The organism is Ectobacillus soli (genome assembly GCF_042610425.1).
Taxonomy (GTDB): Bacteria; Bacillota; Bacilli; order Bacillales; family Bacillaceae_G; genus Ectobacillus.
The window spans coordinates 383,277-408,876 of sequence record NZ_JBGJZM010000001.1; the positions used below are offsets into that span (position 1 = coordinate 383,277).

Consider the following 25,600-nt stretch of genomic DNA (forward strand, 5'->3'; position numbering starts at 1 on the left):
TTTTCTATAATTTTGTCTTGGTAGGTGGAACTTCTTTTAATGTTACAAATAAAAGTACAATAGTTACAAGTGAGTAAACTAGTAGTGGAGATAAGACAGTTATATTTAAATATTTCATTATCATAAAGAAAATAGTCGGGATAGTACTACAGTATGCTATGAGTGTCCAGATCTGTTTATAAGAAAGTTTACGTTGCATTTGCTTAGAAAGGAGCATACCGATAAAAGCTAAAATTGAAATTCCGATAAATGAGGTAAAGGCATTGATAAAAAGTAAAATGAATCCCAAGACAAAAATGGCGATTGGATAAATCGTTTTTAAAAAGGTGAAAAAATCTAGAACCTCTGTCTTTGTAAGAGGGATAGAGCCGATGCTACTATATGTATACGCTTGTTGCTGCCCACTTGAAATGGTTACGAAACGGTCTTTTAAAAGATATAATCCATCCATATCAGAAGGCGGAGCCTGTGTATTGGTAGGATCAAAGACAAAGACAAAATCATTTTCTTCTTTTTCGATACGATTTGGTGAATCACTTTTTAATTCGCCATTTTCAATGGTGAAGTTGGGTACATCCTTTTGAAAGTTGTTCTGCAGAGTAAGTACTTGCTCCTTTACAAACTGACCAGCCTGCATTGTTTCTGGTATTGAGGTAAGTAATGCAAGTAGTAATATGTATAGTATCGTTTTTCCGATTTTTTGGAATCGAAACCGAGCCATATCTTTAGGGGAATAAAGGCTCTTATAAAGCTGTGAAAATAACGACATAGTTTCACTTCCTTAATTAGATTCAGCACTTTCATTGTAACGTATCCAGCTTCTTTTAAACAAGGTAATTCCATGTTATTTTATAAGTCTTATTATTTGATAAGAAGACTAAAGTTTGGTAGGGTATGAAGTATAGATTGTTTTTCACTATTTTGAAAATGGTGTAAAATAAAAAGCGGATGAGACAATTTGTCCATTCAAAAAAATTTTAGGAGGAATACACAATGGCTAAATACGAATTACCTCAACTACCATACGCTTATGACGCATTAGAACCACATTTTGACAAGGAAACAATGAACATTCACCATACGAAACATCATAACACTTATGTAACAAACCTAAATGCTGCTTTAGAAAACTATCCTGAATTAGCTGCAAAAAGCGTAGAAGATTTAGTAGCAGGTTTAAATGAAGTTCCAGAAGCAATCCGTACTGCAGTACGTAACAACGGCGGGGGCCATGCTAACCACTCTTTCTTCTGGACACTTCTTTCACCAAACGGCGGCGGTGCACCAGTAGGAGAACTTGCTACGGCAATTGAAGCTAAATTTGGCAGCTTTGAAGCATTTAAAGAAGCATTTGCAAATGCAGGTAAATCTCGCTTTGGATCTGGTTGGGCTTGGTTAGTCGTTAACAACGGAGAATTAGAAATTACAAGTTCTGCAAACCAAGATTCACCACTTTCAGAAGGAAAAACTCCAGTATTAGGCTTGGACGTTTGGGAACATGCTTACTACTTAAAATATCAAAATCGTCGTCCTGACTACATAAGTGCATTTTGGAATGTAGTAGATTGGAACGCAGCAGAAAAACTTTATGTAGCAGCAAAATAATGGTAGTATCAAGATTTTGATATCTATTATTAGGTTAGACAGCAAAAAAGCTATCCGTTTTATTTTCGGATAGCTTTTTTGCTGTCTATTTCTTACTGTTATGCCCTATTTTTGAGTAGTTTTGTCTTTATACATACTATAGCTTCTTTTTTCGTATAGTTTTTCCTCTTTTTTGAAACAATACATGCATGAGCAAAGGAGAGTTTTTATGAAATGGAAGCATATTTTAGGTGATATTGAGGTCAATCGGGATTTACTTTTATTACTAGCAATTGGTGGATTGTATACCCTTGCCATTGCCTTGTCAAACACATTTGTGAATATCTATTTATGGAAGCAGACGAAAAACTTTTTGAATCTAGGTCTGTATAACTTAGCTATTGTAGTATTGCAACCAATTGCATTTGTCTTTGCAGGAAGGTTAGCAAAGGTGATGGATCGAGTTATTCTACTACGCTGTGGTGTAAGTGTACTTGCTCTATTTTTCATTACCGTATTACTCGTTGGAGTCCATGCATCGCATTATATTCTTTTAATCGGTGCGCTTCTTGGGGTAGGGTATGGATTTTACTGGCTTGCCTTTCATTTACTTACCTTTGAAATTACGGAGCCTGAAACACGAGATTTTTTTAATGGATTTCTTGGACTGTTGGTATCATTTGCAGGTATGATTGGGCCAATTGTTGCAGGTTTTATCATTTCTCGAATGGAACAATGGAATGGGTATACGTGTATTTTCATTCTATCTCTGTTTCTTTTTGCAGTTGCCATTCTTCTTAGTTTTTTTCTCTCTCACCGGGAGTGCAAAGGAAAGTATGAACTTAAGGAGGTTGTGAAGGAGAGAGGAAGAAATTACAACTGGCGAAGTGTGACATGGGCCCACTATTTTCAAGGCATTCGCGAAGGTACCTTTATATTTGCAATCTCAGTTATCTTGTATATTACAACTGGAAGTGAAATGGCGATTGGCCAATATGGTTTGATTAGTTCGGCAGTATCCTTTTTTGTTTACTATATCGTTACAAGGTTTGTAAAAAAAACACATCGGAAAAAAGCAATATTACTAGGAGGAATCTTACTTTATCTTTCCGTTTTTTTAATTGTATTCGACGTAACCTACGAAAGATTGCTACTTTATGCTGTCTGTATTTCTATCGCTTACCCGATTCTACTTGTGCCATTGGGATCCATTTCTTTTGATGTGATTGGACGAGCATGGCGGGCAAAGGATCTTCGCATTGAGTATATGGTGATACGAGAATGTTATTTAAATCTCGGGCGTATTTGTTCTATCCTTTTATTTTTAGTTGCTGTGATATTCTTCCCAGCAGAGAAAAGTATTCCTATCTTGCTCAGTGTGGTGGGTGCCGGACATTTCCTGATCTATTTTGCCATAAGAAATGTCAAATATGAAGCACGAAGCTTATCAGAGAAAGCAATGGACGCAAGATAACGAAGTATGAACTTATGGAAGAGAAGGTTACCTTCTCTTGTAATTTGTGATAAAATAGATTCGCTATGATGCAAAGACACCTAATTCTTGGGTGTCTCTTTCCGCTTGAGGGGGTAAGTATGCAAAAAAATAAGAAGAAAAAGAGAAATCAGGTTCCTATTCGTTTAAATATGTTGTTTTTCATTGTATTTATTTTGTTTTCTGCCCTCATTTTACGTTTAGGTGTTGTACAGATTGTGTATGGGGATGATTATAAAAAGGAAGTAGCGAGAACAGAAGACTCTACGATAAGCACTCCGGTACCGCGTGGTAATATGTATGATCGTTATAACCGGGCAGTAGTTAATAATCTCCCATTACGAACCATTACGTATACACGAATGAAGGGATCAAAAAGTGAAGATCGTTTAAAAGTTGCACAGACTTTGGCAAAGTATCTTGATATTCCTACGGACAAGCTTACAGATAAGGATAAGAAGGATTTTTGGATTCAACTTCATCCCGATCTTGCAAAGGGAAAAATTACGAACCAAGAGCTCCAAGATCTAAAAGATAAAAAGATTACGGATAAAGACTTGTACGATCGGCAACTTAGCCGTGTTACTAATGATGAAGTAAGCAAATTAACAGCGATGGATTTGAAAGTTTTAGCAATTAAGTCAAAAATGGATGGCGGCTATAATATGACGCCACAAGTCATTAAAAATCAGGGAGTCACAGAACAAGAATATGCGGTTATAAGTGAAAACTTGGATAAGCTACCGGGTGTTGATACGACAACGGATTGGGAGCGTAACTATCCGTTTGGAGACATGTTTACCAGTGTACTCGGCAAGGTGACAAGTGCGGATGAAGGATTACCAAAAGAAAATCTTGATTATTATTTAGTTCGCGATTATAACCGTAATGACCGAGTAGGAAAAAGTTACATTGAGCAGCAATATGAAGATATGCTTCATGGTATAAAAGCAGAAACCAAAACTGTGACAGATAAGCAAGGCAATATTCTTGACCAAGTTCTTGTTTCAAAAGGGCAACAAGGTAAGGATTTGAATTTGACAATTGATATGGAATTACAAAAACAAGTGGAACAAATTATCTCGGAAGAATTGATAAAGGCGAAGACGACGACGAATGCACCATATTTAGACCGAGCATTTGTAGTTATGATGAATCCGAAAAATGGGGAAGTACTGGCAATGGCAGGGAAGATGCTTGTCCCTGGACAGGCACAGCCACAAGACTACGCTCTTGGAGCGATGACAAGTTCTTACCCAATGGGATCAGCTGTCAAAGGTGCAACGGTTCTGACAGGTTATCAAACGGGTGCTATTCAACCAGGCCAAGTGCAGGTCGATGAACCAATTATGATTAAAGGAACACCGGTAAAAAAATCATATATGACAATGGGACCAATTAATGATTTAACAGCATTGCAAATGTCATCTAACGTTTATATGTTTAAAACTGCGATGGCGATAGCAGGAGTAAATTATGTTCCAAATGGTGCATTAGATATTCCGCAATCAGCTTTTGACAAGATGCGTTATTATTTCAGCGAATTTGGACTAGGCGTTCCAACTCGTATTGATTTGCCAAATGAAACTGCAGGATTTAAAGGTGCTGGAACAAGTCCAGGGTTCTTGCTTGACTTTGCTATCGGACAGTTTGATACGTATACGCCTTTGCAACTAGCACAATATGTTTCAACTATTGCAAATAATGGTTACCGGATGCAACCACAAATTGTTAAGGAAATTCGTGACCCTGCTGCAAAGCCAGGTGAAATTGGTAAAGTTGTTCAATCTATGGAGCCAAAGGTTTTAAATAGGGTCGATATGTCGGATGACTATATTAAGCGTGTCCAAGATGGATTTAAATTAGTTACGCAACCAGGTGGAACAGGATATGCTATTTTTGGTGAAAATAATCTATACAATCCTGCTGCCAAAACAGGAACTGCCCAATCGTTTTATGGCGGTCCTGATGAACAAAAAAGAAAAAGTGGTCCGAATGGAGAACCTCCTGCTGTTTATAATTTAACATTGGCAGCCTATGCACCATCAGATAATCCAGAAATAGCTATGTCTGTTGTAGTTCCCTGGATGTCAGATGACCACAATCCAGTAAACAAAAACATCGGTCGGAGAGCAATGGATGCCTATTTCAACTTGAAGAAACAGGAAGTACAAATAGAACAAAATCCAACTGCTATACCCGATGCAAACAAATAATACAGATAACAAGCACACGAAACTCGTGTGCTTGTTATCTGTAAAAACTGACTAGGAGAGTTTGCGAAATTTGTCGATGTTTACAAAAACTTTACAATTGGTTAAAACCCGATTAATACTTTGCTATTACTATTATGAATGAATAGTTGTGTTCTTAATAATAAACTAACTTGATTTTCCTTCATACGTAGCTAGATGCAATTTTACAATAAGGAAAATTTTTTTATATCATTAATGTTTATCCAGTAAATTTATGTATAGGTATTAGGACTTGAAATAATGGAATACTAGAAATTTAGAGAACTGAAATTCTCATTGTGGATGAAAGGGGAATGAAAATGGTTTCAACTGTAGTAAATGTAAATATGCAAAAAAAAGAAAATACGTCAGATTCTACAAAAAATGTTGTGTTTGATACAAAGGATTTAAACTTATGGTATGGTGAAGATCATGCATTAAAAGATATTAATTTAAGTATTAACGAAAATGAAGTTACCGCTATTATTGGACCGAGTGGTTGCGGAAAATCTACGTATTTAAAAACATTAAATCGCATGGTTGAACTTGTGCCTATCGTTCGGACAACAGGTGCAATATCTTATCGCGGGAAAAATATTTTAGATAAATCGTATCATCAAGAAGAACTTCGTACACATGTTGGAATGGTGTTTCAAAAGCCAAATCCATTTCCTAAGTCCATTTATGAAAATGTAGCATATGGTCCTAGAATTCATGGTATTCGCGATAAAAGAACGCTAGATGAAATTGTGGAAAAGAGCTTGCGCGGGGCGGCAACTTGGGATGAATTAAAAGATCGCTTGCACGACAACGCATATGGCTTGTCCGGTGGTCAACAACAACGTTTATGTATAGCACGTTGTCTTGCTATTGAACCAGATGTTATTTTAATGGATGAACCAACATCAGCTCTAGATCCAATTTCTACATTGAAAGTGGAAGAATTGATTCAAGAGTTGAAGAAAAATTTTAGTATTGTCATCGTTACACATAATATGCAACAAGCAGCACGTATTTCAGATCGCACTGCTTTCTTCTTAAGTGGAGAAGTTGTAGAATATACAGATACAAATCGATTATTTACAACACCAACAGACAAGAGAACTGAAGATTATATTACTGGCCGCTTTGGTTAATAGATATATTCTTAGGGAGGCTTACAATGGTACGGGAACAATTTGATTATGATTTAAAGTCTCTGCAAGATAAAATTATAGAACTAGGTAAACTAGCAGAGATTGCATTGCAAACGAGTATGAAAGGGTTGCGATTGAAAGATGTGGATTTCGCCCTTCAAGTTATTGATAACGACTATAAGAGCGATAACTTAGAAGAAGAAATCAATGATCTGGCTGTCATGCTCATTACAAAGCAGCAGCCCGTTGCAACCGATTTGCGAAGAATTTTCTCTTCTGTAAAAATCGCATCAGATTTAGAGCGAATTTCTGATCATGCGGTTAATATAGCGAAAGCTACAATTCGTCTTGGTGCAAAAGAACTCTCGATTTCATTAGATACTCTTGAAGAGATGTATTTAATGTCACAGAAGATGTTGACATTATGTATTCAGGCTTACCAAGATGAAAACTTAGTATTTGCTAAGCAAGTGGCTGAGATGGATGATGTAGTAGACGAATTGTATGGTAAGGCTGTACGTGAATTGATGGTTTCTATTCCCGAACAACCGAAGGATATTAATCAAATTACTCAGCTTTCCTTTGTTGCCCGTTATATCGAACGGGTAGCAGATCACATTACGAACGTAGCTGAAAATATCTTCTACTTAGTAAAAGGGAAGCATTATTTATTAAATGAATAAGATGTTCAATCGAAGGTGGAGCAGATAGATGCTTCACTTTTTTATTTTTCATCTATGACATACAATTCTCCTTTTTTAGACATATTAGCCTTATTGTATCTAGACGGGTTTGATGGTATCATCATGTTAAATTCAATTATTTTAGTATTCTGACTATTTTATACATCTTTGCTTTTACACATATTCTTTATGAATAATAGTCTCTTCTTTAGTGGAGACAGGAAAGAGGAGTAAAATGGAAAGAAAGCAGATTCTTCTACTTGCGTGGGAATATCCACCGACGCTCGTTGGCGGTCTTGGAAGACATGTATATGAGTTATCGAAGTCAATAGCTCATATTGGACACGTCGTACACGTCATTACGAATTTTGTAGAAGGCTCTCTAACCTATGAATGTATGAACCAGGTACATGTTCATCGAGTCCAAGGAAATTTTGAGGATCGTACGCAGTTTTATAATTGGATCATGGGATTAAATGAAGCAATGGTACAGTATGCACAAAGTTTATGTAGTACGATTTCATTTGACGTGATTCATGCACATGATTGGCTCGTGTGCAGTGCAGCTATAAGCCTACAAGAAAAGAAACAAATCCCCCTAATCATTACTATTCATGCAACAGAACACGGCCGAAATAATGGTATTCATACTCCTCTCCAAAAGCAAATACACATGAAAGAAAAGGAATTAGTGCAAGCAGCTGATGCGATTATCGTATGCAGCAATTTTATGAAGCAAGAAGTTCAAAGTATATTGCAGGGGAATCCTGAGAAAATGTATATTTTCCCCAATGGGATAGATGCTTATTTCTTTGGGGAATGCCATCCATCTTGTGTAATAAGGAAAAGGTATTTTTTAGAAAATAGGCTTCTTGTTTTTTCAATCGGCCGAATGGTAAGTGAAAAGGGATTCTATACGATTATTGAGGCTGCACCAGCATTAGTAGAAAAATATCCGTTACTTATGTTTGTTATAGCTGGCAAAGGTCCCATGCTTGAAACGTATCAATCTATTGTAAAGGAACGTGGACTTGGAGCAAATGTTTCTTTTCTTGGTCATATTACGGAAGAAGAGCAACGAGCTTTTTTGCAGGAAAGCGATGTCGTACTTGTCCCTAGTCTATATGAGCCCTTTGGAATTGTAGCATTAGAAGGAATGTTAGCCGAAAAGCCTACGGTTGTTTCTGATGTGGGTGGATTAGGAGAAATTATTATACATGGTTATAACGGAAGGAAAATAACCCCAGGAAGTGCAGCAAGTTTAATAGAACAATTACAAATTATTTTTGAAGACAAGGAACATGCGAAACAAATTGCATTTCATGGTCATCAGTATGTCCTAAAGTACTACAGTTGGAAGAAGATAGCCGATCTTACCATACAAGTGTATGAGCAAGTTGTAGAAATAACGAAAAGTGGAGGTGGAATGCAATGAAGGGCGTTATTTTAGCAGGAGGAAAAGGAACTCGTTTACGGCCATTAACTTGTCATCTTCCCAAACCGTTACTGCCTCTACTGGATAAACCAGTAATGGAATATAGCATCGAGCTTCTGAAAAAACACGGTATAAGTGAAATTGCAGTGACTGTCCAATATTTAAGTTCTTCCATACAGCAATACTTTGGCGATGGCAGTAAATGGGGAGTGAAATTGTATTATTTCGTAGACTCTCCGCCGCTAGGAACAGCGGGAAGCATAAAACAAGCAGAGCAGTTTTTGGATGAACCTTTCGTTGTTATTAGTGGGGATGCACTAACAGATATAGATTTATCTAAAGGGATAGATTTTCATAAAAGTGGCGACCGTCTGGTAACTATATTTCAAAAGGAAGTCTCGAATCCATTGAATTTTGGTTTGGTTGTTACAGATGAAGAAGGACGTGTTATTAAATACGTAGAAAAGCCAAGTTGGCATGAAGTTGTATCGAATACAGTAAATACGGGTATTTATATTATGGATCCTGAGATTTTTTCATATATGCAGCAACATACATTTCTTGATTTTAGTCATGATGTATTTCCCGCATTACTACAGAAAAAAGAACGGATTTATGGCTATTTATGTAACGGATATTGGCTAGATATTGGGACATTTCCACAATATAGACAGGCAAATGTTGACATACTAAATAAAAAGGTAGATGTTTCTCTATCAGCAATTGAAGTGTTGCCTTCTGTATGGATGGGAAAAGAAGTAGACATTGAAGAGGGAACGATGATTCAAGGTCCTGTTTTTATTGGAGACAATGTGAAAATCTTAGGCGGGGTAAATATAGAACCACATACTGTGATTGGGGCTAACAGTGTAGTTGGAGAGTATGCACATATGAAAAAATCAATTTTATGGAGTGATGTGCATATAGGGAGGAAATGTGAACTTACTGAATCTATTATAGCCTCTCATGCAGTTATTGAAGAAGGATCGTCCTTGTTTGAAAAAAGTGTAGTGGCTGATTATTGTAGGCTAGGAAAGCAAACAATCGTGAAGTCTAAGGTAAAGATATGGCCGGGAAAAGTCATAGATACTAGTACTGTCCTTGTTTCAACTGTTTCTTACCAAATGGAAAATTCCTCCTCTTTGTTTAGTAGAGGGAACATAATTGGGAAGGCAAATCTTGATATTACACCGGAGAAAATAATGAAAATTGCAGCTGCCTATGGGAGTACGCTTTCCTTTCATTCGACTGTGCTTGTTGGAAGCAATCAACATCCATATTCCCAATTAATTAAACAGTTGTTTATTAGTAGCATCCAAGCCTATGGCATCCATACACTTACTTGTCAGGAAACAAACAAAGCGTGCTTTCGTTACGAAATTTCATCTGAATCAGTAAATGGTGGTATATTTATTTACATGCAGGATTCTTCTCGAGATCCTTCCATGATTCTTTCGTTTTATGATCAGTGTGGTAACTTGCTTTCGACTCGTAAAGAAAAAGAAATTGAAACTGCATATATTACAGAAGCGACTTGTCTACCAAATGTTCAGGAAATTGGAAAAGGCATAACTATTGAAGTGCAGGAAATGAAATATGTCAAATCTATTCTTCAAATATTGAATACGAGACTTATTAAAAAAGAACGTTTTCATCTTTTAATAAATAAGCTAAATAGCTCCTTTCACGACGCTGTTCTAACCTTTTTTCAAGAATTGGATTGTAATATTACTTGGATCTATTCTACAGTAAATGAAGATCATATGAAGTCTTTGATTCAATCTAGCTATGCTCATATGGGAATTGTTTTTCGTGAGCAAGGAAATGGATTTGAACTGTACGATTCTGTAGGAAATGTGTATACAAGTATGGATCATGAACGTGTAAGGGTACCACAAATTCTTCTTCAAAGGGGGGAGGGTAGCTATTATCCTCTCACAATTAAGCGGGGGTCTGGTTTTATTACATGCTATGTAGAGGAAGAAAGTATATCGAAAGAAGATAGCTATTTTAAGCAAGATGCTTTATTTCAAATTGGGAAACTACTTGAGATTATGGCCTCACATCAATTACCATTGTATGATATATTTAAAAATTATCCACAATTTCATTTACTCCGCGATGAAGTTGTGTGTCCCTGGATGGAAAAGGGAAAGGTGATGCGAAAGCTTCTAGATGATGTACCAAAGCAAGAACTTGAAGTTCTTGAAGGGATTAAATGCAATCATGAAAATAATGAGTGGTCTTACATTGTATCTGACTCAGAGCAGCCTAAGATTATCGTATATTCTCACTCTTTAAACCCTGCGATAGCTAAGGAACAGATTACAAATTTGATAGAAAAAATTCGACGATATCAAAAGGTGTAGAAATTTTATTTAAAAAGTGATATCATAGTAAAGTCTGATTTATGTTATATACGACTGGAGGGAAATAAGATGCGCGTAAACATTACCCTAGCATGCACAGAGTGCGGCGAACGTAACTATATTTCTAAGAAAAACAAACGTAACAACCCAGAACGCCTTGAGCTTAAAAAATATTGCTCAAGAGATAAAAAAGCAACTGTACACCGTGAAACAAAATAAACAGTAGGATTTATTTCCTACTGTTTTTTTTTAGTGCGGGGAGGGATTCAATCTGGAGGAAACAAAACAACAAATTAGGCAACGTATTCTGGCGAGTGTTGCGACTATTCAGCAACCGCAATTTGTCATAAAGTCTAAATCCATTGCAAGACAGCTGTTTGAGCTTGAGGAATGGAAACAGGCAAGTACAATAGGTATTACTATCTCGATGAAACAAGAGGTACATACGCGTCCTATAATTGAAATGGCATGGTTACAAGGAAAAAGAGTTGCCGTACCTAAGTGTGATACAAGTACACATACATTGGCATTTCGTTATATTACGTCATTCCATCAGTTAGAAACGATTTATATGAATTTAGAAGAACCGATTCCAGCTGTTACCAAGATCGCAGCAATGCAGGATATCCCTTTGTTATTTGTTCCAGGAGTAGCATTTACAGAAAAAGGTGAAAGACTCGGCTATGGGGGAGGATATTATGATCGTTATCTCTCTATGTTTGAAGGGAATACTGTCTCTTTAGCATTTAGCGAGCAAATTGTACCCAATCTGCCGACAGAATCCTATGATCAGTGTGTACAGAAAATTATTACGGATAATCGAACAATCTACTGTTTTAAAAAATAGGTGGAAATAAAAAAGACGGAATGCTATGACAATTTCGTCTTTTTTTCTATATTTCGATAAATTGTAGTTAGGTGATTGATCCATTACCTTTTATAATATTAGGTAGAAGGAGGGAGTACGATGTACAATCGAGTAGATACAATGTATTGGTCCTTGCTATACATATTGGTTTCTTTAGAAAAATATGAGCTTATTTATTTTTCAGATGAGAACCGTGAGGCTTGGTTAGAGTCAACACAAAAGAAAAACCCAACCATTATTAGGCTTAAATGTGATAACTTTGACCTAGCAAACCAAGTGGAACATGACATAATTGAAATGCAGCCGCTTATCCAACAATTGATGAAACGTTCTTTTCAAAGAATTCCTGCATTTTTAAATGTGTATATTTCAGAGCAGGAGCCGGTTGATGATTGGAAACTGACTACCGAAGATATGCGCGTAGCGGCGCCGATAAAAACTACTTTTTTTACAAATGACCATGTAGAGGAACAACGGAATTTTCTGATACATTCCATAGGATTACGGGAAGAAGATGTGAGGAGCATACAAACGCTACAAGGAGAGGATCCCCTTAATTTGCGTAAAAGGTTAGCTGTACTTCTTGAATCTCGTAAAAAACAACGTGAACGTATTACAAATTATGCTCAGCCTGTCATTACAAAGGCTCTGATAACAATCCAAATCGCAATGTTTTGTATCCTAGAATGGAACGGCGGAAGTATGAATACAGCTACTCTTATTCACTTTGGTGCAAAATATAATCCGCTTATTCTACAAGGGGAGTGGTGGCGCTTCTTTACCCCCATGTTCTTACACATAGGTATTCTTCACCTGCTTATGAATACAGTGGCTCTATACTACATAGGAAGTCAAGTTGAACGAATTATTGGTAATGGTCGATTTTTATTCCTTTATCTCTTAGCCGGGTTCTCTGGTAGCGTATTTAGCTTTATTGTATCAAATAGCGTTTCCGCAGGTGCTTCAGGTGCAATCTTTGGTTGTTTTAGTGCGCTACTGTATATTGCGTTCACTTATTCAAAAATATTTCCAAAGACAGTTTTGCAAAATGTCATTACGTTAATCGGCATAAACCTCATGTTTGGTTTTATTGTTCCTGGAATTGATAATGCAGGACATATCGGCGGGTTAGTCGGAGGATTGCTGGGGGCTGTAATCGTACATGTACCAAAGCAAGCATCATCTGTATGGAAAAGAGGAGCAGCTATTGTTGCCTCCATTGTAGTGCTAGGTGGCTTGCTCTGGTATGGATATCACCGTTAAATAAGATTCAAGGTAAGGGGAGTTTTTAGAAGGAATTGTTAGGAAGTAACAGCAATGCTGAGTAATAGACAAAAGAACAGATGATAGGAAATTGACGCTACTATCTGTTCTTTTTATAATAGGTCATGAGAACGTTTTCTTATAATAAAATTTTGAGGGTGAAATGATGACATCCATTTATGACATTCAGCAAGTATTAAAAAAATTCGGAACGTTTATTTATACAGGAGATAGATTAGCTGATTTAGAACTTATGCATGATGAATTAGTTGAATTGTATCACGCACAGCTTATTGAAAAACAATTGTTTGATTCATCAATTCTTGTGCTAAAGCAAGAAATGCAACGAGTGAAAGGAAAATCAAAGTGAAGGAAGGATGCCGATATGAATGAGAAATGGATAGTTGGAGTCGATCTTGGTGCTACAACGATTAAATTAGCGTTCATTACATACCAAGGAGATCTCTTATGTAAATGGGAAATTCCGACGAACCTTTCTGACAATGGTATTTATATTCCTACGGAAATAGCAAAAGCAATAGAAATGAAGCTCGCAGAAATGGGAGAATCAAAATCAAAATTAGCGGGTATTGGAATTGGGGCGCCTGGTCCTGTTAATTTAGAGACAGGGATTGTATATGAGGCTATCAATATTGGTTGGAGGAATTATCCACTTATGCAATTGATGCAAGAGGAAACAGGGCTTCTGGTGTCGGTAGATAATGATGCAAACGTTGCATCTCTTGGGGAAATGTGGAAAGGTGCCGGCGCAGGCGCTTCGGATATTGTATGTGTAACTTTGGGAACCGGTGTCGGTGGCGGTGTGATAACAAATGGGGAACTGGTTCATGGAATAAGCGGTGCAGCAGGAGAAATAGGCCATATAACTGTAATTCCAGAGAACGGGGCATTATGCAATTGCGGAAAAACCGGCTGTTTAGAGACAATAGCTTCTGCAACGGGTATTGTTCGATTGGCAAAAGAAGCGTTACAAAGTAGTAATGATAGTAGTGTTTTACGCGATGTCATGAGGAGTACAGGAACGATTACTGCTAAGGATGTATTTGATGCGGCAAAGACGGATGCTATAGCCATGGCGGTTGTAAAAACAATGGCATATCATTTAGGATTAACAATTGCAAATATGGCAAATATATTAAATCCAGAAAAAATTGTAATTGGTGGCGGCGTTTCTCATGCCGGTGAGTTCCTTCTATCGCTGGTTCAAGAGCAATTTACAAGATTTGCATTTCCTAGAGTCGCAAAAAGCACGAAGCTTGCTATTGCAACACTTGGTAATGATGCAGGAGTTGTTGGCTCTGCTTGGTTAGTTATTAAAAAAATAGGAAAAGGATGATAAAACGAATCCCCACTGCAACGTGGGGATTATTTCAGTGACCGACAGGAGGATAACCGTTACCCCATATCGTCATAATAGTAAACCATCCAAAGACTACGAGCGTTAGAAACGAAAAAATAATGCCAAGCTTATTTTTTTCTTTCCCTGTTTTATATACACCATATGCTGCTAAAAAAGCGACGAGAGAAAAGATAAAAACAACGCTATATTTCATTATACTCCCCCTCTAACTTCTATTTTATTTACATAAATTGTAATTAATAAATTTATTTTACAGTATCATTTTTGAAATGTCGAGAATAAATGAAAACGAATTCATTCTTTCCTTTTGCATACAGATAAAATGATGTATGATAAAAAAATACTTATTAGTGCTGATTTATCTTGTATAATATACTTTTTAAGATAGAAATCTGTATACGAAGAGGAGAATGAATCATGAAATGGACACAAATGCCACTGGGACCAATACAAACAAATGCTTATATTGTATATAATGATCAACATGAATGTATTATTATCGATCCAGGAGCAGAAGGTGAAAAGCTACTTGCTTATTTAGATGAGAACGAATTAAAGCCACAAGCCATATTGCTTACACATGCTCACTTTGATCATATCGGAGCAGTAGATGAAGTTCGTCGCGTCTATACTATTCCTGTTTATGTGCATAAGAACGAACAAGATTGGTTAGTTAACCCATCTTTAAACCGTTCTCTGCAATTTACGATGAGTGAAGATATAATTGTGCAGCCCGCTGATTGTATTATTGAAAAGGAAGGCCCGTTAACAGTTGGTTCTTTCTCTTTTGAGGTTTATGAAACACCAGGACATACACCAGGTAGTGTTTCTTACTATTTGAGCGAAGCAGGCCTTGTATGTTCAGGAGATGCGCTTTTCCAGATGAGCATTGGGCGCACAGATTTACCAGAAGGAAATATGATCCAATTACTTACAGCTATTGAAGAAAAATTATTTTTGCTACCTGCTGACACGAAGGTATTGTGCGGACATGGGCCTGTAACGACTATCGGTGCTGAAAAAGAAAATAATCCCTTTTTAAGCTGAGGTGGAGAATATGCATCCTGCTATAAAGAAGGCCATTGAAACATCTTCTAATCGAGCTATTACGTATAGTACGTTTATACAACTTGCTTTATATGATGCAGATAATGGCTATTATATGAAAAATCAAGAAAAAATAGGGAGACAAGGTGACTTTTTTACTAGCAGTAATGTTTCCTCCCTATACGCACAACAATTTGCTTCTTTTTTTATAAAACTTGTAGATAAAGGTTGGGTACCGCCTACCATATGTGAAATCGGTGGTGGTACAGGACGTTTTGCATTGGATGTGTTAACAGAATGGGAGAAACAATCTCCTACTACGTTTTCGATGTTACGTTATAAAATTGTCGAAACAAGCCCCTTTCATCGTAATATGCAGCAACAAAAGCTACATCAATTTTCTAATGTAGAGCAATTTCATTCAATCGAACAGATTCCAACATTTTCGGGTATTATTTTTTCAAATGAGTTATTTGACGCCTTTCCCGTAGAGGTAATTGAAAATACAGTGCATGGTTTAATGGAAGTGCTTGTAACGTTAAATGAACAGGGTGAACTTGTTGAGAAACAAATCCCTTTACAAAACGAAGCTATTTTACAATACTTACACGTGCGTAATCTACAATTAAAGATAGGACAACGATTTGAAGTGCCGCTGCAGATGAGTAGCTTCGTGCAGCAAATAGCAAGATGTATGCAGCGTGGAGTGTGTATTACTGTAGATTATGGGTATACGAATGAGGAGTGGATGCATCCTGTTCACCGAGAAGGTAGCTTACGTGGCTATTATAAACATCAGCTGATACGCAATCCATTGCTTCATCCTGGTGAGATGGACATAACCTCTCATATACATTGGGATGAATTGCAGCGTGCAGGTGAACTTGTTGGGTTAGAGACGGTATTACGTCATAAACAGACTAGCTTTTTACTATCAACTGGTATTTTAGAGAAATTAGTTGATCATCATGACCGAAATCCTTTTTCAGAGAAACAGAAACATAATCGTGCAATCCGTTCCTTAATCTTACAAGGTAGTATGAGTGACTATTTTAATGTTAGTATACAGCAAAAAGGATTGTCAAATTTTTCAATAGAAGGACTATTAGATTCGTCTATGCTTTAGGTATAATCTTCAATTTTGCTGACGGCATTATAGAAATAAGATGAAAGCAGCACTTGTAGATTATTACAAGCTGGAATTAGCGGCGATTTATAGTAAGGGAGAGTAGTGGGAAAGCATTCAGCTTATCAGGGTATGTACGGGGTAAGTAAAGTGAGAAAGCAACATTGAAAGTGAATGTTGCTTACCTTTTCCCCTAGTTAAAATAATACGTTTACGAGTTGGATTACTTTTTTATTTTCTACATTATAATATATTTCCAACCCTTTTCTTTCACTCGTTACGATTTTTGCACTTTTTAGCTTTGCAAGATGCTGTGAAATGGTTGATTGAGGCATATTAAGACGTGTATACATTGTAGATACGTTGCATGCACCACGGTCAATCAATCCTTTCACAATACAAAGGCGAACAGGGTGAGCAAGGACTTTTAACATCTCTGCATTTCCCTCAAATTTCTCTGTTTCTTCTTGGAATGAATCGATCATGTAAGGTAACACCTCCATATATACTAATAGCACCATACATATACATAACAAAATTTTATGATAAATAGTATACATGTTGCAAATATTTAGTCAAAAAGTAAAGAAATCGTAAGAAAAATGTAGCTGTGTAAATTCCTCATAGAAATTAGTCATTACAATGAAATATCAACTTAAGTGATTGTTGTATATTTGTGTAGGCTACTACTTAGCATAAATTTGAAGTTAATGTAAAGATATGGAGTTATTCGCATGATTTTTGTAACAATTTTGTAATAATCAACTCCCTAATTGTATCATATTTATGTCTCTTTATGTAGTGAATAGGATGAAGAACAGAAATGTAGTTTAAGGCGAGGATATTATATAAAGAGAGGAGAGAAGAACAGCGTGTCTTCCCTCCTTTTTTGTTTATAATTTGTCAATATGGGCTAAAGCATTTGTGAAATCTTGTTGTAGATCTTCGTAGTTTTCTAATCCTACAGAGAGTCGTAAAAGACAGCGAGTTATACCACGTTTTTGACGTTCCTCTTCCTTCATCGCGGCGTGTGACATAGTGGCCGGATAGGAGAGAATGGATTCCACAGCTCCTAGACTAACTGCAAATACAGGCAATGTTATGTGTTCTAGAAAGGTTTGTAGTGCAGACTCATTTTTTAATTCAAATGAAAACACAGCACCAGGATGTTTTGCTTGTTTTTGCTGAATCTCATAACCGGTATGTTCTTTAAGGCCAGGATAATACACACATTTAATTTTTTCATGATGCTGTAAATAGGAAGCGAGTTTTTGGGCAGAATAGGCAGACTGTTCAAGCCGGACATGTAAGGTTTTCATACCTCGTAGTACAAGCCAACTATCATGGGGGCCTAGTATAGCACCAAAAGCATTTTGTAAAAAGGCAAGGCGTTCTCCTAGCTTTTCATCCTTTACAACAGCTAAACCTGCTGTAACATCGCTATGACCCGACAGAAACTTTGTAGCACTGTGCAGGACTACGTCTGCACCAAGAGTAAGAGGTTGCTGATATAACGGAGTCAAGAATGTATTATCAACGAATGTAAGAGCGCCATTCTTCTTTGCTAAACTGGAGATTGCTTGAATATCTGTAACCTTTAACAGCGGATTAGAAGGTGTTTCAACATAGAATAATTTTGTGTTTGGTAAGATGGCATCGGTAACAGCTTCTATATCTGTCATATCTACGAATGTATGTAAGATACCATAGCGAGATAAAACTTCTGTAATCATACGATACGTTCCACCATATACATCCTCCGAAATGACAACATGATCTCCTTTTGATAGTAATAAAAAGCTTGTCGAGATGGCTGCCATTCCTGATGAAAATGCAAAGCCTCTTGTCCCTTCTTCTAACTCAGCAATGGTTTCTTCTAACGCTTCTCTAGTAGGGTTGCCAGAACGACTATAATCGTATTTCCCAAACTCATTGACACTAGTTTGGTGAAATGTGCTTGTATTGTATATCGGTACACTCACTGCCCCTGTATGGGGGTCTACTTTGTGATTATTGTGAAGTAATAATGTTTGTACGGAATAGGATTCGGTCATGCTTCTACCTCCTTGTGAAGAGCAGCGAATGCTCTTTCTAGATCTGTCATTAAATCAGTGATATGTTCAATTCCTACTGAAAAACGTAATAGACGGTTACAAATTCCTCGTTGTGTTCGAATTTCAACAGGAATATCAGCATGCGTTTGTGTAGCAGGATAAGTTATTAAACTTTCCACTCCTCCAAGACTCTCAGCAAATGTAATTAGGGATATTGCTTGTAAGAATGGATTTATCCATTCTTCCCGTGCTAAACGGAATGAAAGCATACCTCCGCGTCCTGGATACAATACATCGGTTACTTCATTTGTTTTTTGTAAGTAGGATACTAATTGCTTCGCATTTTCTTCGTGTTTGTTCATTCGAAGAGATAATGTTTTCATACCGCGCATAAGAAGCCATGAGTCGAATGGACTTAATACTGCCCCTGAGGAATTGTGATAATAGGCTAGGGATTCGCATAATGTCTTTCCTTTTGCGACGATAAGACCGCTTAGCACGTCATTATGACCACCTAAATATTTGGTAGCGCTATGAACAACAATATCAGCACCAAGACGAAGAGGCTGCTGTAGAATAGGGGTGTAAAACGTATTATCAACGATGAGTAGCAGGTTATGCATATGAGCGATAGTAGCAATGGCCTCTATATCTGCAGTGTGCATAAGTGGATTTGTTGGAGTTTCCAGAAAAATGGCTTTCGTTTGTGGCGTAAGAGCTTTTTTTAGGTCAGAGAGATGCAATGTGTTAACGTATCTACATCGAATATTCCACTTTGCCTCATAATCCCGTAGTAAGCGAAAAGTTCCTCCATATAAGTCTTCTGAAACGATTAATTCATCTCCCGATTGAAATAGGGAAAGAAGCAGGGTAATGGCAGCCATGCCTGAGCTACAGGCAAAGCCTTGATCCCCTTCCTCTAATTCAGCAATTGCTTCTTCCACTATTTTGCGGGTAGGATTACCTGTGCGAATATAATCATAGCCACTTGACTGTCCAATGCCTTCGTGACGATAGGCGGTTGAAAAATAAACGGGAGGATTGACGGTTCCTGTCACGTCCTCACTTCTATTTCCGATTTGAGCGAGCTTTGTTTCTACAAATTTCATAGCTATCCCTCCTATAAAATAAAAAACCTTCTATAAGAAGAAGGTTTTAGTAACAGCACTTCTTCTTATCTGTCAAATTCAAAATGAATCTGCTGGAATTAGCACCTTGTTAACATAAGGTTAATGGTTGCTGAGGTGTCACTGGGCCAGTCCCTCTACCTCTCTTGATAAGAATATATGGAATTGTATAAAGTCTTTCTATAAAGTATATCAATATCGATAAAAAAGCAAACATTTTTTTGAATATTCGAAAGAAATAGTAAGAACCGTTACGTACGAAAATTATAAATTATTATTTTTTTCTGAAAATATATTGACGATTTAGCGTGACACGTGCTAAATTAATGGAAAATTGTATATTTACGATCTGGTAATTGTGAAACTCTTATCGAGAGTGGTGGAGGGATAGGCCCTATGAAGCCCAGCAACCTTCAAACAGGTGTTTGAAACGGTGCTACAACCTGCAAAACGATGGTTTTGCGTGATAAGAGGAGGAAAAATGTCCCCCTCTTCTTTTGTTGGAAGAGGGGGTTGTTTGGCTTGACGATAAGGAGCGTGGCAAATGGGCAACTTGAAAGAAAGACTTGGACAAGGAATATTGATTGGGGACGGAGCAATGGGCACGATGCTCCATTCATACGGTTTGCAGAGCTGCTTTGAGGAGTTAAATGTAACAGAGCCTGATCGAATTAGCGGTATTCATAGGCTTTATGTAGAAGCAGGAGCAGATGTGATTCAAACTCATACGTATGGTGCAAATGAAGGAAAGCTTCGTATGTATGGATTAGAAAATAATGTAAAGCAAATTAATCGTGCAGCGGTTCGGAATGCTCGAAAAGCAGCCGATTCGAATACGGTTGTACTGGGTACAATCGGTGGTATGAAACATATTGGATCAGTTATGACGACAGAGGTTGAACGAGAATTTATGCTCATGGAGCAAGCGAATACATTACTTGAGGAAGGGGTAGATGGACTTCTTCTGGAGACATTTTATGATGAGGTAGAGCTCTATCATGCACTTGGAGTATTACGTAAGGCTACGGATCTTCCAATTGTTGCGCAAGTAGCGTTACATGAAGCAGGACTTACACAAAGTGGTCGATATATTGAGCAAGTATTACTTGAATTGCAACAAAGGGGTGCTGATGTTGTAGGATTAAATTGTCATCTGGGACCTCTTCGCATGATTGAATCATTAGAAACCGTGTCCTTGCCAAATGAAGGATTCTTATCGGCATATCCGAATGCTGGGTTACCAAAGTATGATGATGGAAAGTATGTGTACGAAGGAACGGCAGATTATTTTGAACATATGGCAAAGGGGTTTATTGACCAAGGAGTTCGTCTTCTTGGTGGGTGCTGTGGTACGACTCCAGAGCATATTCGTGCTATGAGACATGCATTGGATGGACAATTGCCAATATATGAGAAACAGATTAAAGTTCGACCTACGCCTATTATTGTCACGCAGCCAGTTCCAGCAACTGATTCTAGTTTGTCAGAAAAGGCGAAACGTGAAACTACAGTCATTGTAGAGTTAGATCCGCCGAAGCAATTGGTAACGCAACGCTTTTTTGAAGGTGCAAAGGCATTAAAGCATGCGGGGGCAGATGCAATTACACTTGCTGACAATTCCCTAGCAAGTCCGCGTATTTCAAATATGGCAATGGGTGCGCTTTTGCGGCGATATGATATTCCTGTTCTTGCCCATTTAACATGCCGTGATCATAATTTAATTGGATTACATTCGCATTTACTAGGGTTATCTTCTTTAGGAATCCACGAAGTGTTAGCTTTAACTGGGGATCCAGCTAGAGTAGGTGATTTTCCGGGTGCTACATCTGTATTTGACGTTTCCTCATTCGAGTTAATTCGAATGATAAAGGAATTAAACGCGGGTCGCTCTCCATTAGGAAAATCTATTGGTGTTCCAACATCATTTTCTATAGGTGCTGCTTTTAACCCTAATGTTCGTCACTTCGATGCAGCAGTTCGAAGAATGGAGAAGAAAATCGAGGCGGGTGCAGATTATTTTTTAACGCAACCTATTTTTGATCGAGAAGTGTTAGTGAAAACATATGAGGCAGTTAAAGACTTTTCAACCCCTATTTTTATCGGAATTATGCCTCTCGTTAGTAAACGTAACGCTGACTTTCTCCACTATGAAGTACCAGGAATTACATTGCCTGAAGAAGTAAGAAAGCGGATGGATGGGCATCTAACTCCTGAGCAAGCGATGGAGGAAGGGCTAGCAATTGCAAAGGAGCTTATTGACGAGGCTAAAAAATTATTCAATGGCGTGTATATCATTACGCCGTTCCAAAAATTTGAAATGTCTGAATCATTGGTACGACATATAAAAACAGAGCAACGAGAAGGGGAGCAATTGCATGAAACGAATTGAAGAAGCGTTAGAGGAGCGAATTTTACTCCTTGACGGGGCAATGGGAACAATGATTCAACAAGCAGACTTAACTGCTGAAGATTTTGGCGGAGAAGATTTAGAAGGGTGTAATGAATATTTAGTGAAAACACGTCCCGATGTTATTTTAAACATTCACAAAGCTTATATAGATGCTGGGGCAGATATTATTGAAACGAATACATTTGGTGCGACAAATATTGTTTTGCATGACTATAAACTTGAACAGTATGATATTGAATTGAATGAACGTGCTGCAAAGCTTGCTAAGCAAGCGGTAGAACAATCCGGAAGGAATGTGTATGTCGCTGGGGCAATGGGACCTACAACGAAAGCAATTAGCGTTACAGGGGGTGTGACGTTTGAACAGCTCATTGAGGCCTATGAAAGACAATCACTTGGTCTATTGCGCGGAGGGGTCGATGTATTATTGGTTGAAACAAGCCAAGATATGCGGAATGTAAAAGCAGCCTGTATTGGGATCGAACGGTCTTTTCAAGAGCTTCATATAAAAGTACCTGTTATGATTTCAGGTACCATCGAGCCGATGGGAACGACGCTTGCAGGACAATCCATTGAGGCATTCTATCTTTCAATTGAGCATATAAAGCCATTATCAGTAGGATTAAATTGTGCAACGGGACCGGAATTTATGAGAGAATCGATCCGTTCTTTAGACGGATTATCGGAAAGTTTTATCTCTTGTTATCCGAATGCAGGATTGCCTGATGAAGATGGTCATTATCATGAATCACCTCAATCGCTAGCGAAGAAGGTAAAAACCTTTGCACAAGAAGGTTGGGTAAATATTGTCGGAGGGTGCTGTGGTACAACACCTGATCATATTCGTGAACTGAAAAAGGCAGTAGAAGGGATGCAACCGCGTCCAAAGCTTCATCGTACTGGACACGCAGTCAGTGGATTAGAACCATTGCAATACGATGATACGATGCGCCCCTTATTTGTAGGAGAGAGAACAAATGTTATCGGATCACGTGCTTTTAAACGATTAGTAGCAGAAGGGAAATTTGAAGAAGCTGCAGAAATCGCAAGAGCACAAGTAAAACGGAATGCACACGTTATTGATGTTTGTATGGCAGATCCAGACCGAGAAGAAATTGAGGATATGGAACAATTTTTAATTGCAGCCACTAAGATGATTAAAACACCGCTCATGATTGATTCTACAGATGAACGAGTTATAGAAAAGGCGCTTTCTTATTCACAGGGGAAAGCAATCGTGAATTCTATTAATTTGGAAAATGGTGAGGAACGTTTTCAAAAGGTTATTCCGCTCGTTCATCGATACGGAGCAGCAGTTGTTGTTGGTACGATAGACGAAGAGGGAATGGCAGTAACGGCAGAACGTAAGCTTGCTATTGCTAAAAGAAGTTATGAGATTCTTACGAAAAAGTACGGGGTTCGACCTTCAGACATCATTTTTGATCCACTTGTATTTCCGGTTGGAACGGGTGACCAAAACTATATTGGTGCAGCCAAAGCCACTATAGAAGGGATTCGTCTTATTAAAGAAGCCTGTCCAGAGTCTCTGGCGATACTTGGTGTCAGTAATGTTTCATTTGGTTTACCACCTGCGGGCAGAGAAGTATTAAATTCCGTCTTTTTATATCATGCAACGAAGGCTGGACTTGATTACGCAATTGTCAATACGGAAAAAGTGGAACGATATGCATCTATTCCAGATGAAGAAAAGGCCTTATCTGATCAATTATTATTTGAGACAAGTAAGGAAACATTAGATACGTTTACTGCCTTTTACCGTGTTGCAAAGAAAAAGGAAACGGTATTGGCCGAAACGCTTACAATAGATGAACGATTAGCACGTTACATTATTGAAGGAACAAAGCAGGGGCTTGTGGAGGATTTACAAAAAGCGCTCGATGAGAACCGAGACCCGCTATCCATCATTAATGGACCGCTCATGACTGGTATGGATGAGGTAGGTCGGTTATTCAATAATAATGAGTTAATTGTAGCGGAAGTACTGCAGAGTGCAGAAAGTATGAAGGCTGCTGTGTCTTACTTAGAGCCTTTTATGGAAAGTACGGAAGCTTCAAAAAAGGGGAAAGTATTACTAGCTACTGTAAAAGGTGATGTACATGATATCGGAAAAAATCTGGTAGAAATTATTTTGTCAAACAATGGATATGAAATTGTTAACTTAGGTATCAATGTTCGGTCCGATGAATTAGTAAAACAAGTTAAGGAACAAAAGCCAACTATTATTGGCCTTTCTGGATTGCTTGTAAAATCAGCACAGCAAATGGTTTTGACAGCAGAAGATTTAAGAGCTTCAGATATTGATACCCCTATTCTCGTGGGCGGTGCAGCTCTTACCCGTAAATTTACTGAAAATCGAATTAGTCCGTCGTATGATGGCATTGTCTTGTATGCAAGCGATGCAATGAAGGGGTTAGATCTCGCTAATCGTCTTCAGCATGCTGATGGACGTGAGTTGTTGCTTCAAAGCCAGCAGGAAAAGAAGAAGGCAAGCATCGAGCAGAAGGAAACGACTACGACTACGGAAATGGAAATAATACCACTGCCAAAGGTATCAGTACCAGTACCTGATTCTTTGAAAAAGACTGTACTTCGAGATATTCCTGTCTCACAAATTGGACCATTTCTTAATCGACAAATGCTTCTGGGACACCATCTTGGTTTAAAGGGGAATGTTAAAAAGTTATTAGAAGAGGGAGATGAACGAGCGCTCCAGTTAAATCAGCTCATTGATGATTTATTACGTGAAGGAGAAACTTGGTTACGCCCTAAGGCAGTTTATCAATTTTTCCCTGCACAGTCGGATGGACAGAACATATATATTTATGATCCCGAAGATCAAACAAAGATTATAGAAACATTTACATTTCCGAGACAGAAAAAAACACCAGGTAGAACACTTGGGGATTATTTGCATTCCGTAGGTGAAGAAATGGATTATGTTGCGATGTTTTCGGTAACAGTAGGCTCGGGCGTTCGAGAAATCGCTGAAGATTGGAAAGAAAAAGGGGATTATTTACGCAGTCATGCGATTCAATCGCTTGCTCTTGAACTAGCGGAAGGGTTAGCTGAACGCACACATATGCTTATTCGAGATCGCTGGGGATTTCCTGATAATCCTGATTTGACAATGGAAGAAAGATTCCGTACTAAATATCGGGGCATTCGTGTTTCCTTTGGGTATCCGGCGTGTCCAGAGTTATCCGATCAAGAGAAATTATTCCGTCTTATTCATCCTGAAGAAATTGGTATTCACCTTACGGAAGGATTTATGATGGAGCCAGAGGCTTCTGTGACAGCGTTAGTATTTTCTCATCCAGATGCAAATTATTTTAGTGTCATGTAAAGTTTGTGAAATTTTGTAGCACCTATG

21 protein-coding genes and 2 riboswitches are annotated in these 25,600 nt (G+C 37.9%); of the genes, 16 read left to right on the forward strand and 5 right to left on the reverse strand.

Annotated features, from left to right (window positions below; genetic code table 11):
- Positions 1–4: 4 nt before the first annotated feature.
- On the reverse strand, positions 5–769 hold the full coding sequence (locus ACAN53_RS01970) for a DUF1189 domain-containing protein (protein WP_379966241.1): 765 nt from the start codon (positions 767–769) through the stop codon (positions 5–7).
- A gap of 224 nt (positions 770–993) precedes the next feature.
- Between ACAN53_RS01970 and sodA the strand changes: the two genes are divergently transcribed.
- From sodA to ACAN53_RS02030, 12 genes are all read left to right on the forward strand, one after another.
- Complete coding sequence (gene sodA / locus ACAN53_RS01975) at positions 994–1,605, forward strand: superoxide dismutase [Mn] (RefSeq protein ID WP_379966244.1); 612 nt, start codon at positions 994–996, stop codon at positions 1,603–1,605.
- A 208-nt stretch (positions 1,606–1,813) separates the two neighbouring features.
- Positions 1,814–3,058: an MFS transporter gene (locus ACAN53_RS01980; protein WP_379966247.1), complete on the forward strand. Its 1,245-nt coding sequence runs from the start codon at positions 1,814–1,816 to the stop codon at positions 3,056–3,058.
- Between the two features lie 119 nt (positions 3,059–3,177).
- Positions 3,178–5,292: a peptidoglycan D,D-transpeptidase FtsI family protein gene (locus ACAN53_RS01985; protein WP_379966250.1), complete on the forward strand. Its 2,115-nt coding sequence runs from the start codon at positions 3,178–3,180 to the stop codon at positions 5,290–5,292.
- Positions 5,293–5,630: 338 nt separating this feature from the next.
- Positions 5,631–6,446 carry a phosphate ABC transporter ATP-binding protein PstB gene (gene pstB / locus ACAN53_RS01990; protein ID WP_379966253.1) on the forward strand — a complete coding sequence of 272 codons (816 nt, stop codon included), beginning with the start codon at positions 5,631–5,633 and terminating at the stop codon, positions 6,444–6,446.
- Positions 6,447–6,472: 26 nt separating this feature from the next.
- On the forward strand, positions 6,473–7,129 hold the full coding sequence (phoU, locus tag ACAN53_RS01995) for a phosphate signaling complex protein PhoU (RefSeq protein ID WP_379966256.1): 657 nt from the start codon (positions 6,473–6,475) through the stop codon (positions 7,127–7,129).
- A 235-nt stretch (positions 7,130–7,364) separates the two neighbouring features.
- Positions 7,365–8,564, forward strand: coding sequence for a glycosyltransferase family 4 protein (locus ACAN53_RS02000; protein WP_379966259.1), 1,200 nt, complete (start codon positions 7,365–7,367; stop codon positions 8,562–8,564).
- A complete protein-coding gene (locus tag ACAN53_RS02005) occupies positions 8,561–10,933 on the forward strand; it encodes a sugar phosphate nucleotidyltransferase (RefSeq protein ID WP_379966262.1) in 2,373 nt (790 codons plus the stop codon). The genes ACAN53_RS02000 and ACAN53_RS02005 overlap by 4 nt, the downstream gene beginning before the upstream one ends.
- A 69-nt stretch (positions 10,934–11,002) precedes the next feature.
- The gene (rpmG, locus tag ACAN53_RS02010; protein WP_129727240.1) at positions 11,003–11,152 is read left to right on the forward strand and encodes a 50S ribosomal protein L33; all 150 of its coding nucleotides are present in this window, start codon (positions 11,003–11,005) and stop codon (positions 11,150–11,152) included.
- Positions 11,153–11,204: 52 nt separating this feature from the next.
- Positions 11,205–11,780, forward strand: coding sequence for a 5-formyltetrahydrofolate cyclo-ligase (locus ACAN53_RS02015; protein ID WP_379970216.1), 576 nt, complete (start codon positions 11,205–11,207; stop codon positions 11,778–11,780).
- Between the two features lie 120 nt (positions 11,781–11,900).
- On the forward strand, positions 11,901–13,064 hold the full coding sequence (locus ACAN53_RS02020) for a rhomboid family intramembrane serine protease (protein ID WP_379966265.1): 1,164 nt from the start codon (positions 11,901–11,903) through the stop codon (positions 13,062–13,064).
- Positions 13,065–13,230: 166 nt separating this feature from the next.
- Positions 13,231–13,434: a YqgQ family protein gene (locus ACAN53_RS02025; RefSeq protein ID WP_379970218.1), complete on the forward strand. Its 204-nt coding sequence runs from the start codon at positions 13,231–13,233 to the stop codon at positions 13,432–13,434.
- Positions 13,435–13,449: 15 nt separating this feature from the next.
- Positions 13,450–14,421, forward strand: a complete 972-nt coding sequence (locus ACAN53_RS02030) for an ROK family glucokinase (protein ID WP_379966268.1) — start codon at positions 13,450–13,452, stop codon at positions 14,419–14,421.
- Between the two features lie 34 nt (positions 14,422–14,455).
- Here ACAN53_RS02030 and ACAN53_RS02035 read toward each other — a convergent pair whose 3' ends face one another.
- Positions 14,456–14,638, reverse strand: a complete 183-nt coding sequence (locus tag ACAN53_RS02035; protein ID WP_379966271.1) for a DUF2759 domain-containing protein — start codon at positions 14,636–14,638, stop codon at positions 14,456–14,458.
- A gap of 224 nt (positions 14,639–14,862) precedes the next feature.
- Between ACAN53_RS02035 and ACAN53_RS02040 the strand changes: the two genes are divergently transcribed.
- A complete protein-coding gene (locus tag ACAN53_RS02040) occupies positions 14,863–15,492 on the forward strand; it encodes an MBL fold metallo-hydrolase (protein ID WP_379966274.1) in 630 nt (209 codons plus the stop codon).
- 10 nt (positions 15,493–15,502) lie between these two features.
- On the forward strand, positions 15,503–16,618 hold the full coding sequence (locus ACAN53_RS02045) for a class I SAM-dependent methyltransferase (RefSeq protein WP_379966277.1): 1,116 nt from the start codon (positions 15,503–15,505) through the stop codon (positions 16,616–16,618).
- Positions 16,619–16,815: 197 nt separating this feature from the next.
- Here ACAN53_RS02045 and ACAN53_RS02050 read toward each other — a convergent pair whose 3' ends face one another.
- The 3 genes from ACAN53_RS02050 to ACAN53_RS02060 all read right to left on the reverse strand — a co-directional run bounded on the left by ACAN53_RS02050 (position 16,816) and on the right by ACAN53_RS02060 (position 19,781).
- On the reverse strand, positions 16,816–17,103 hold the full coding sequence (locus tag ACAN53_RS02050) for an ArsR/SmtB family transcription factor (protein WP_379966280.1): 288 nt from the start codon (positions 17,101–17,103) through the stop codon (positions 16,816–16,818).
- Between the two features lie 408 nt (positions 17,104–17,511).
- Positions 17,512–18,672, reverse strand: coding sequence for a cystathionine beta-lyase (gene metC, locus ACAN53_RS02055; RefSeq protein ID WP_379966283.1), 1,161 nt, complete (start codon positions 18,670–18,672; stop codon positions 17,512–17,514).
- Positions 18,669–19,781 carry a methionine biosynthesis PLP-dependent protein gene (locus ACAN53_RS02060; protein ID WP_379966286.1) on the reverse strand — a complete coding sequence of 371 codons (1,113 nt, stop codon included), beginning with the start codon at positions 19,779–19,781 and terminating at the stop codon, positions 18,669–18,671. The genes metC and ACAN53_RS02060 overlap by 4 nt, the downstream gene beginning before the upstream one ends.
- A 62-nt stretch (positions 19,782–19,843) precedes the next feature.
- Positions 19,844–19,955, reverse strand: a riboswitch (SAM riboswitch).
- 208 nt (positions 19,956–20,163) lie between these two features.
- Positions 20,164–20,272: riboswitch (SAM riboswitch) on the forward strand.
- A 71-nt stretch (positions 20,273–20,343) separates the two neighbouring features.
- Here ACAN53_RS02060 and ACAN53_RS02065 point away from each other — a divergent pair.
- Together ACAN53_RS02065 and metH are read left to right on the forward strand one after the other, a co-directional pair.
- On the forward strand, positions 20,344–22,188 hold the full coding sequence (locus ACAN53_RS02065; protein WP_379966289.1) for a bifunctional homocysteine S-methyltransferase/methylenetetrahydrofolate reductase: 1,845 nt from the start codon (positions 20,344–20,346) through the stop codon (positions 22,186–22,188).
- Entirely contained in the window at positions 22,175–25,573 is a 3,399-nt protein-coding gene (gene metH / locus ACAN53_RS02070) for a methionine synthase (protein ID WP_379966292.1), read from the forward strand. The genes ACAN53_RS02065 and metH overlap by 14 nt, the downstream gene beginning before the upstream one ends.
- Positions 25,574–25,600: the final 27 nt, after the last annotated feature.

Coding starts and splice junctions, on each gene's coding strand:
- ACAN53_RS02065 (WP_379966289.1), top strand. CDS start 20,344: ATGGGCAACTTGAAAGAAAGACTTGGACAAGGAATATTGATTGGGGAC.
- metH (WP_379966292.1), top strand. CDS start 22,175: ATGAAACGAATTGAAGAAGCGTTAGAGGAGCGAATTTTACTCCTTGAC.
- metC (WP_379966283.1), bottom strand. CDS start 18,672: ATGACCGAATCCTATTCCGTACAAACATTATTACTTCACAATAATCAC.
- ACAN53_RS01985 (WP_379966250.1), top strand. CDS start 3,178: ATGCAAAAAAATAAGAAGAAAAAGAGAAATCAGGTTCCTATTCGTTTA.
- ACAN53_RS02040 (WP_379966274.1), top strand. CDS start 14,863: ATGAAATGGACACAAATGCCACTGGGACCAATACAAACAAATGCTTAT.
- ACAN53_RS02045 (WP_379966277.1), top strand. CDS start 15,503: ATGCATCCTGCTATAAAGAAGGCCATTGAAACATCTTCTAATCGAGCT.
- ACAN53_RS02030 (WP_379966268.1), top strand. CDS start 13,450: ATGAATGAGAAATGGATAGTTGGAGTCGATCTTGGTGCTACAACGATT.
- ACAN53_RS01980 (WP_379966247.1), top strand. CDS start 1,814: ATGAAATGGAAGCATATTTTAGGTGATATTGAGGTCAATCGGGATTTA.
- rpmG (WP_129727240.1), top strand. CDS start 11,003: ATGCGCGTAAACATTACCCTAGCATGCACAGAGTGCGGCGAACGTAAC.
- ACAN53_RS02025 (WP_379970218.1), top strand. CDS start 13,231: ATGACATCCATTTATGACATTCAGCAAGTATTAAAAAAATTCGGAACG.
- ACAN53_RS02050 (WP_379966280.1), bottom strand. CDS start 17,103: ATGATCGATTCATTCCAAGAAGAAACAGAGAAATTTGAGGGAAATGCA.
- ACAN53_RS02060 (WP_379966286.1), bottom strand. CDS start 19,781: ATGAAATTTGTAGAAACAAAGCTCGCTCAAATCGGAAATAGAAGTGAG.
- ACAN53_RS02000 (WP_379966259.1), top strand. CDS start 7,365: ATGGAAAGAAAGCAGATTCTTCTACTTGCGTGGGAATATCCACCGACG.
- ACAN53_RS01970 (WP_379966241.1), bottom strand. CDS start 769: ATGTCGTTATTTTCACAGCTTTATAAGAGCCTTTATTCCCCTAAAGAT.
- ACAN53_RS02020 (WP_379966265.1), top strand. CDS start 11,901: ATGTACAATCGAGTAGATACAATGTATTGGTCCTTGCTATACATATTG.
- ACAN53_RS02035 (WP_379966271.1), bottom strand. CDS start 14,638: ATGAAATATAGCGTTGTTTTTATCTTTTCTCTCGTCGCTTTTTTAGCA.
- ACAN53_RS02005 (WP_379966262.1), top strand. CDS start 8,561: ATGAAGGGCGTTATTTTAGCAGGAGGAAAAGGAACTCGTTTACGGCCA.
- phoU (WP_379966256.1), top strand. CDS start 6,473: ATGGTACGGGAACAATTTGATTATGATTTAAAGTCTCTGCAAGATAAA.
- pstB (WP_379966253.1), top strand. CDS start 5,631: ATGGTTTCAACTGTAGTAAATGTAAATATGCAAAAAAAAGAAAATACG.
- sodA (WP_379966244.1), top strand. CDS start 994: ATGGCTAAATACGAATTACCTCAACTACCATACGCTTATGACGCATTA.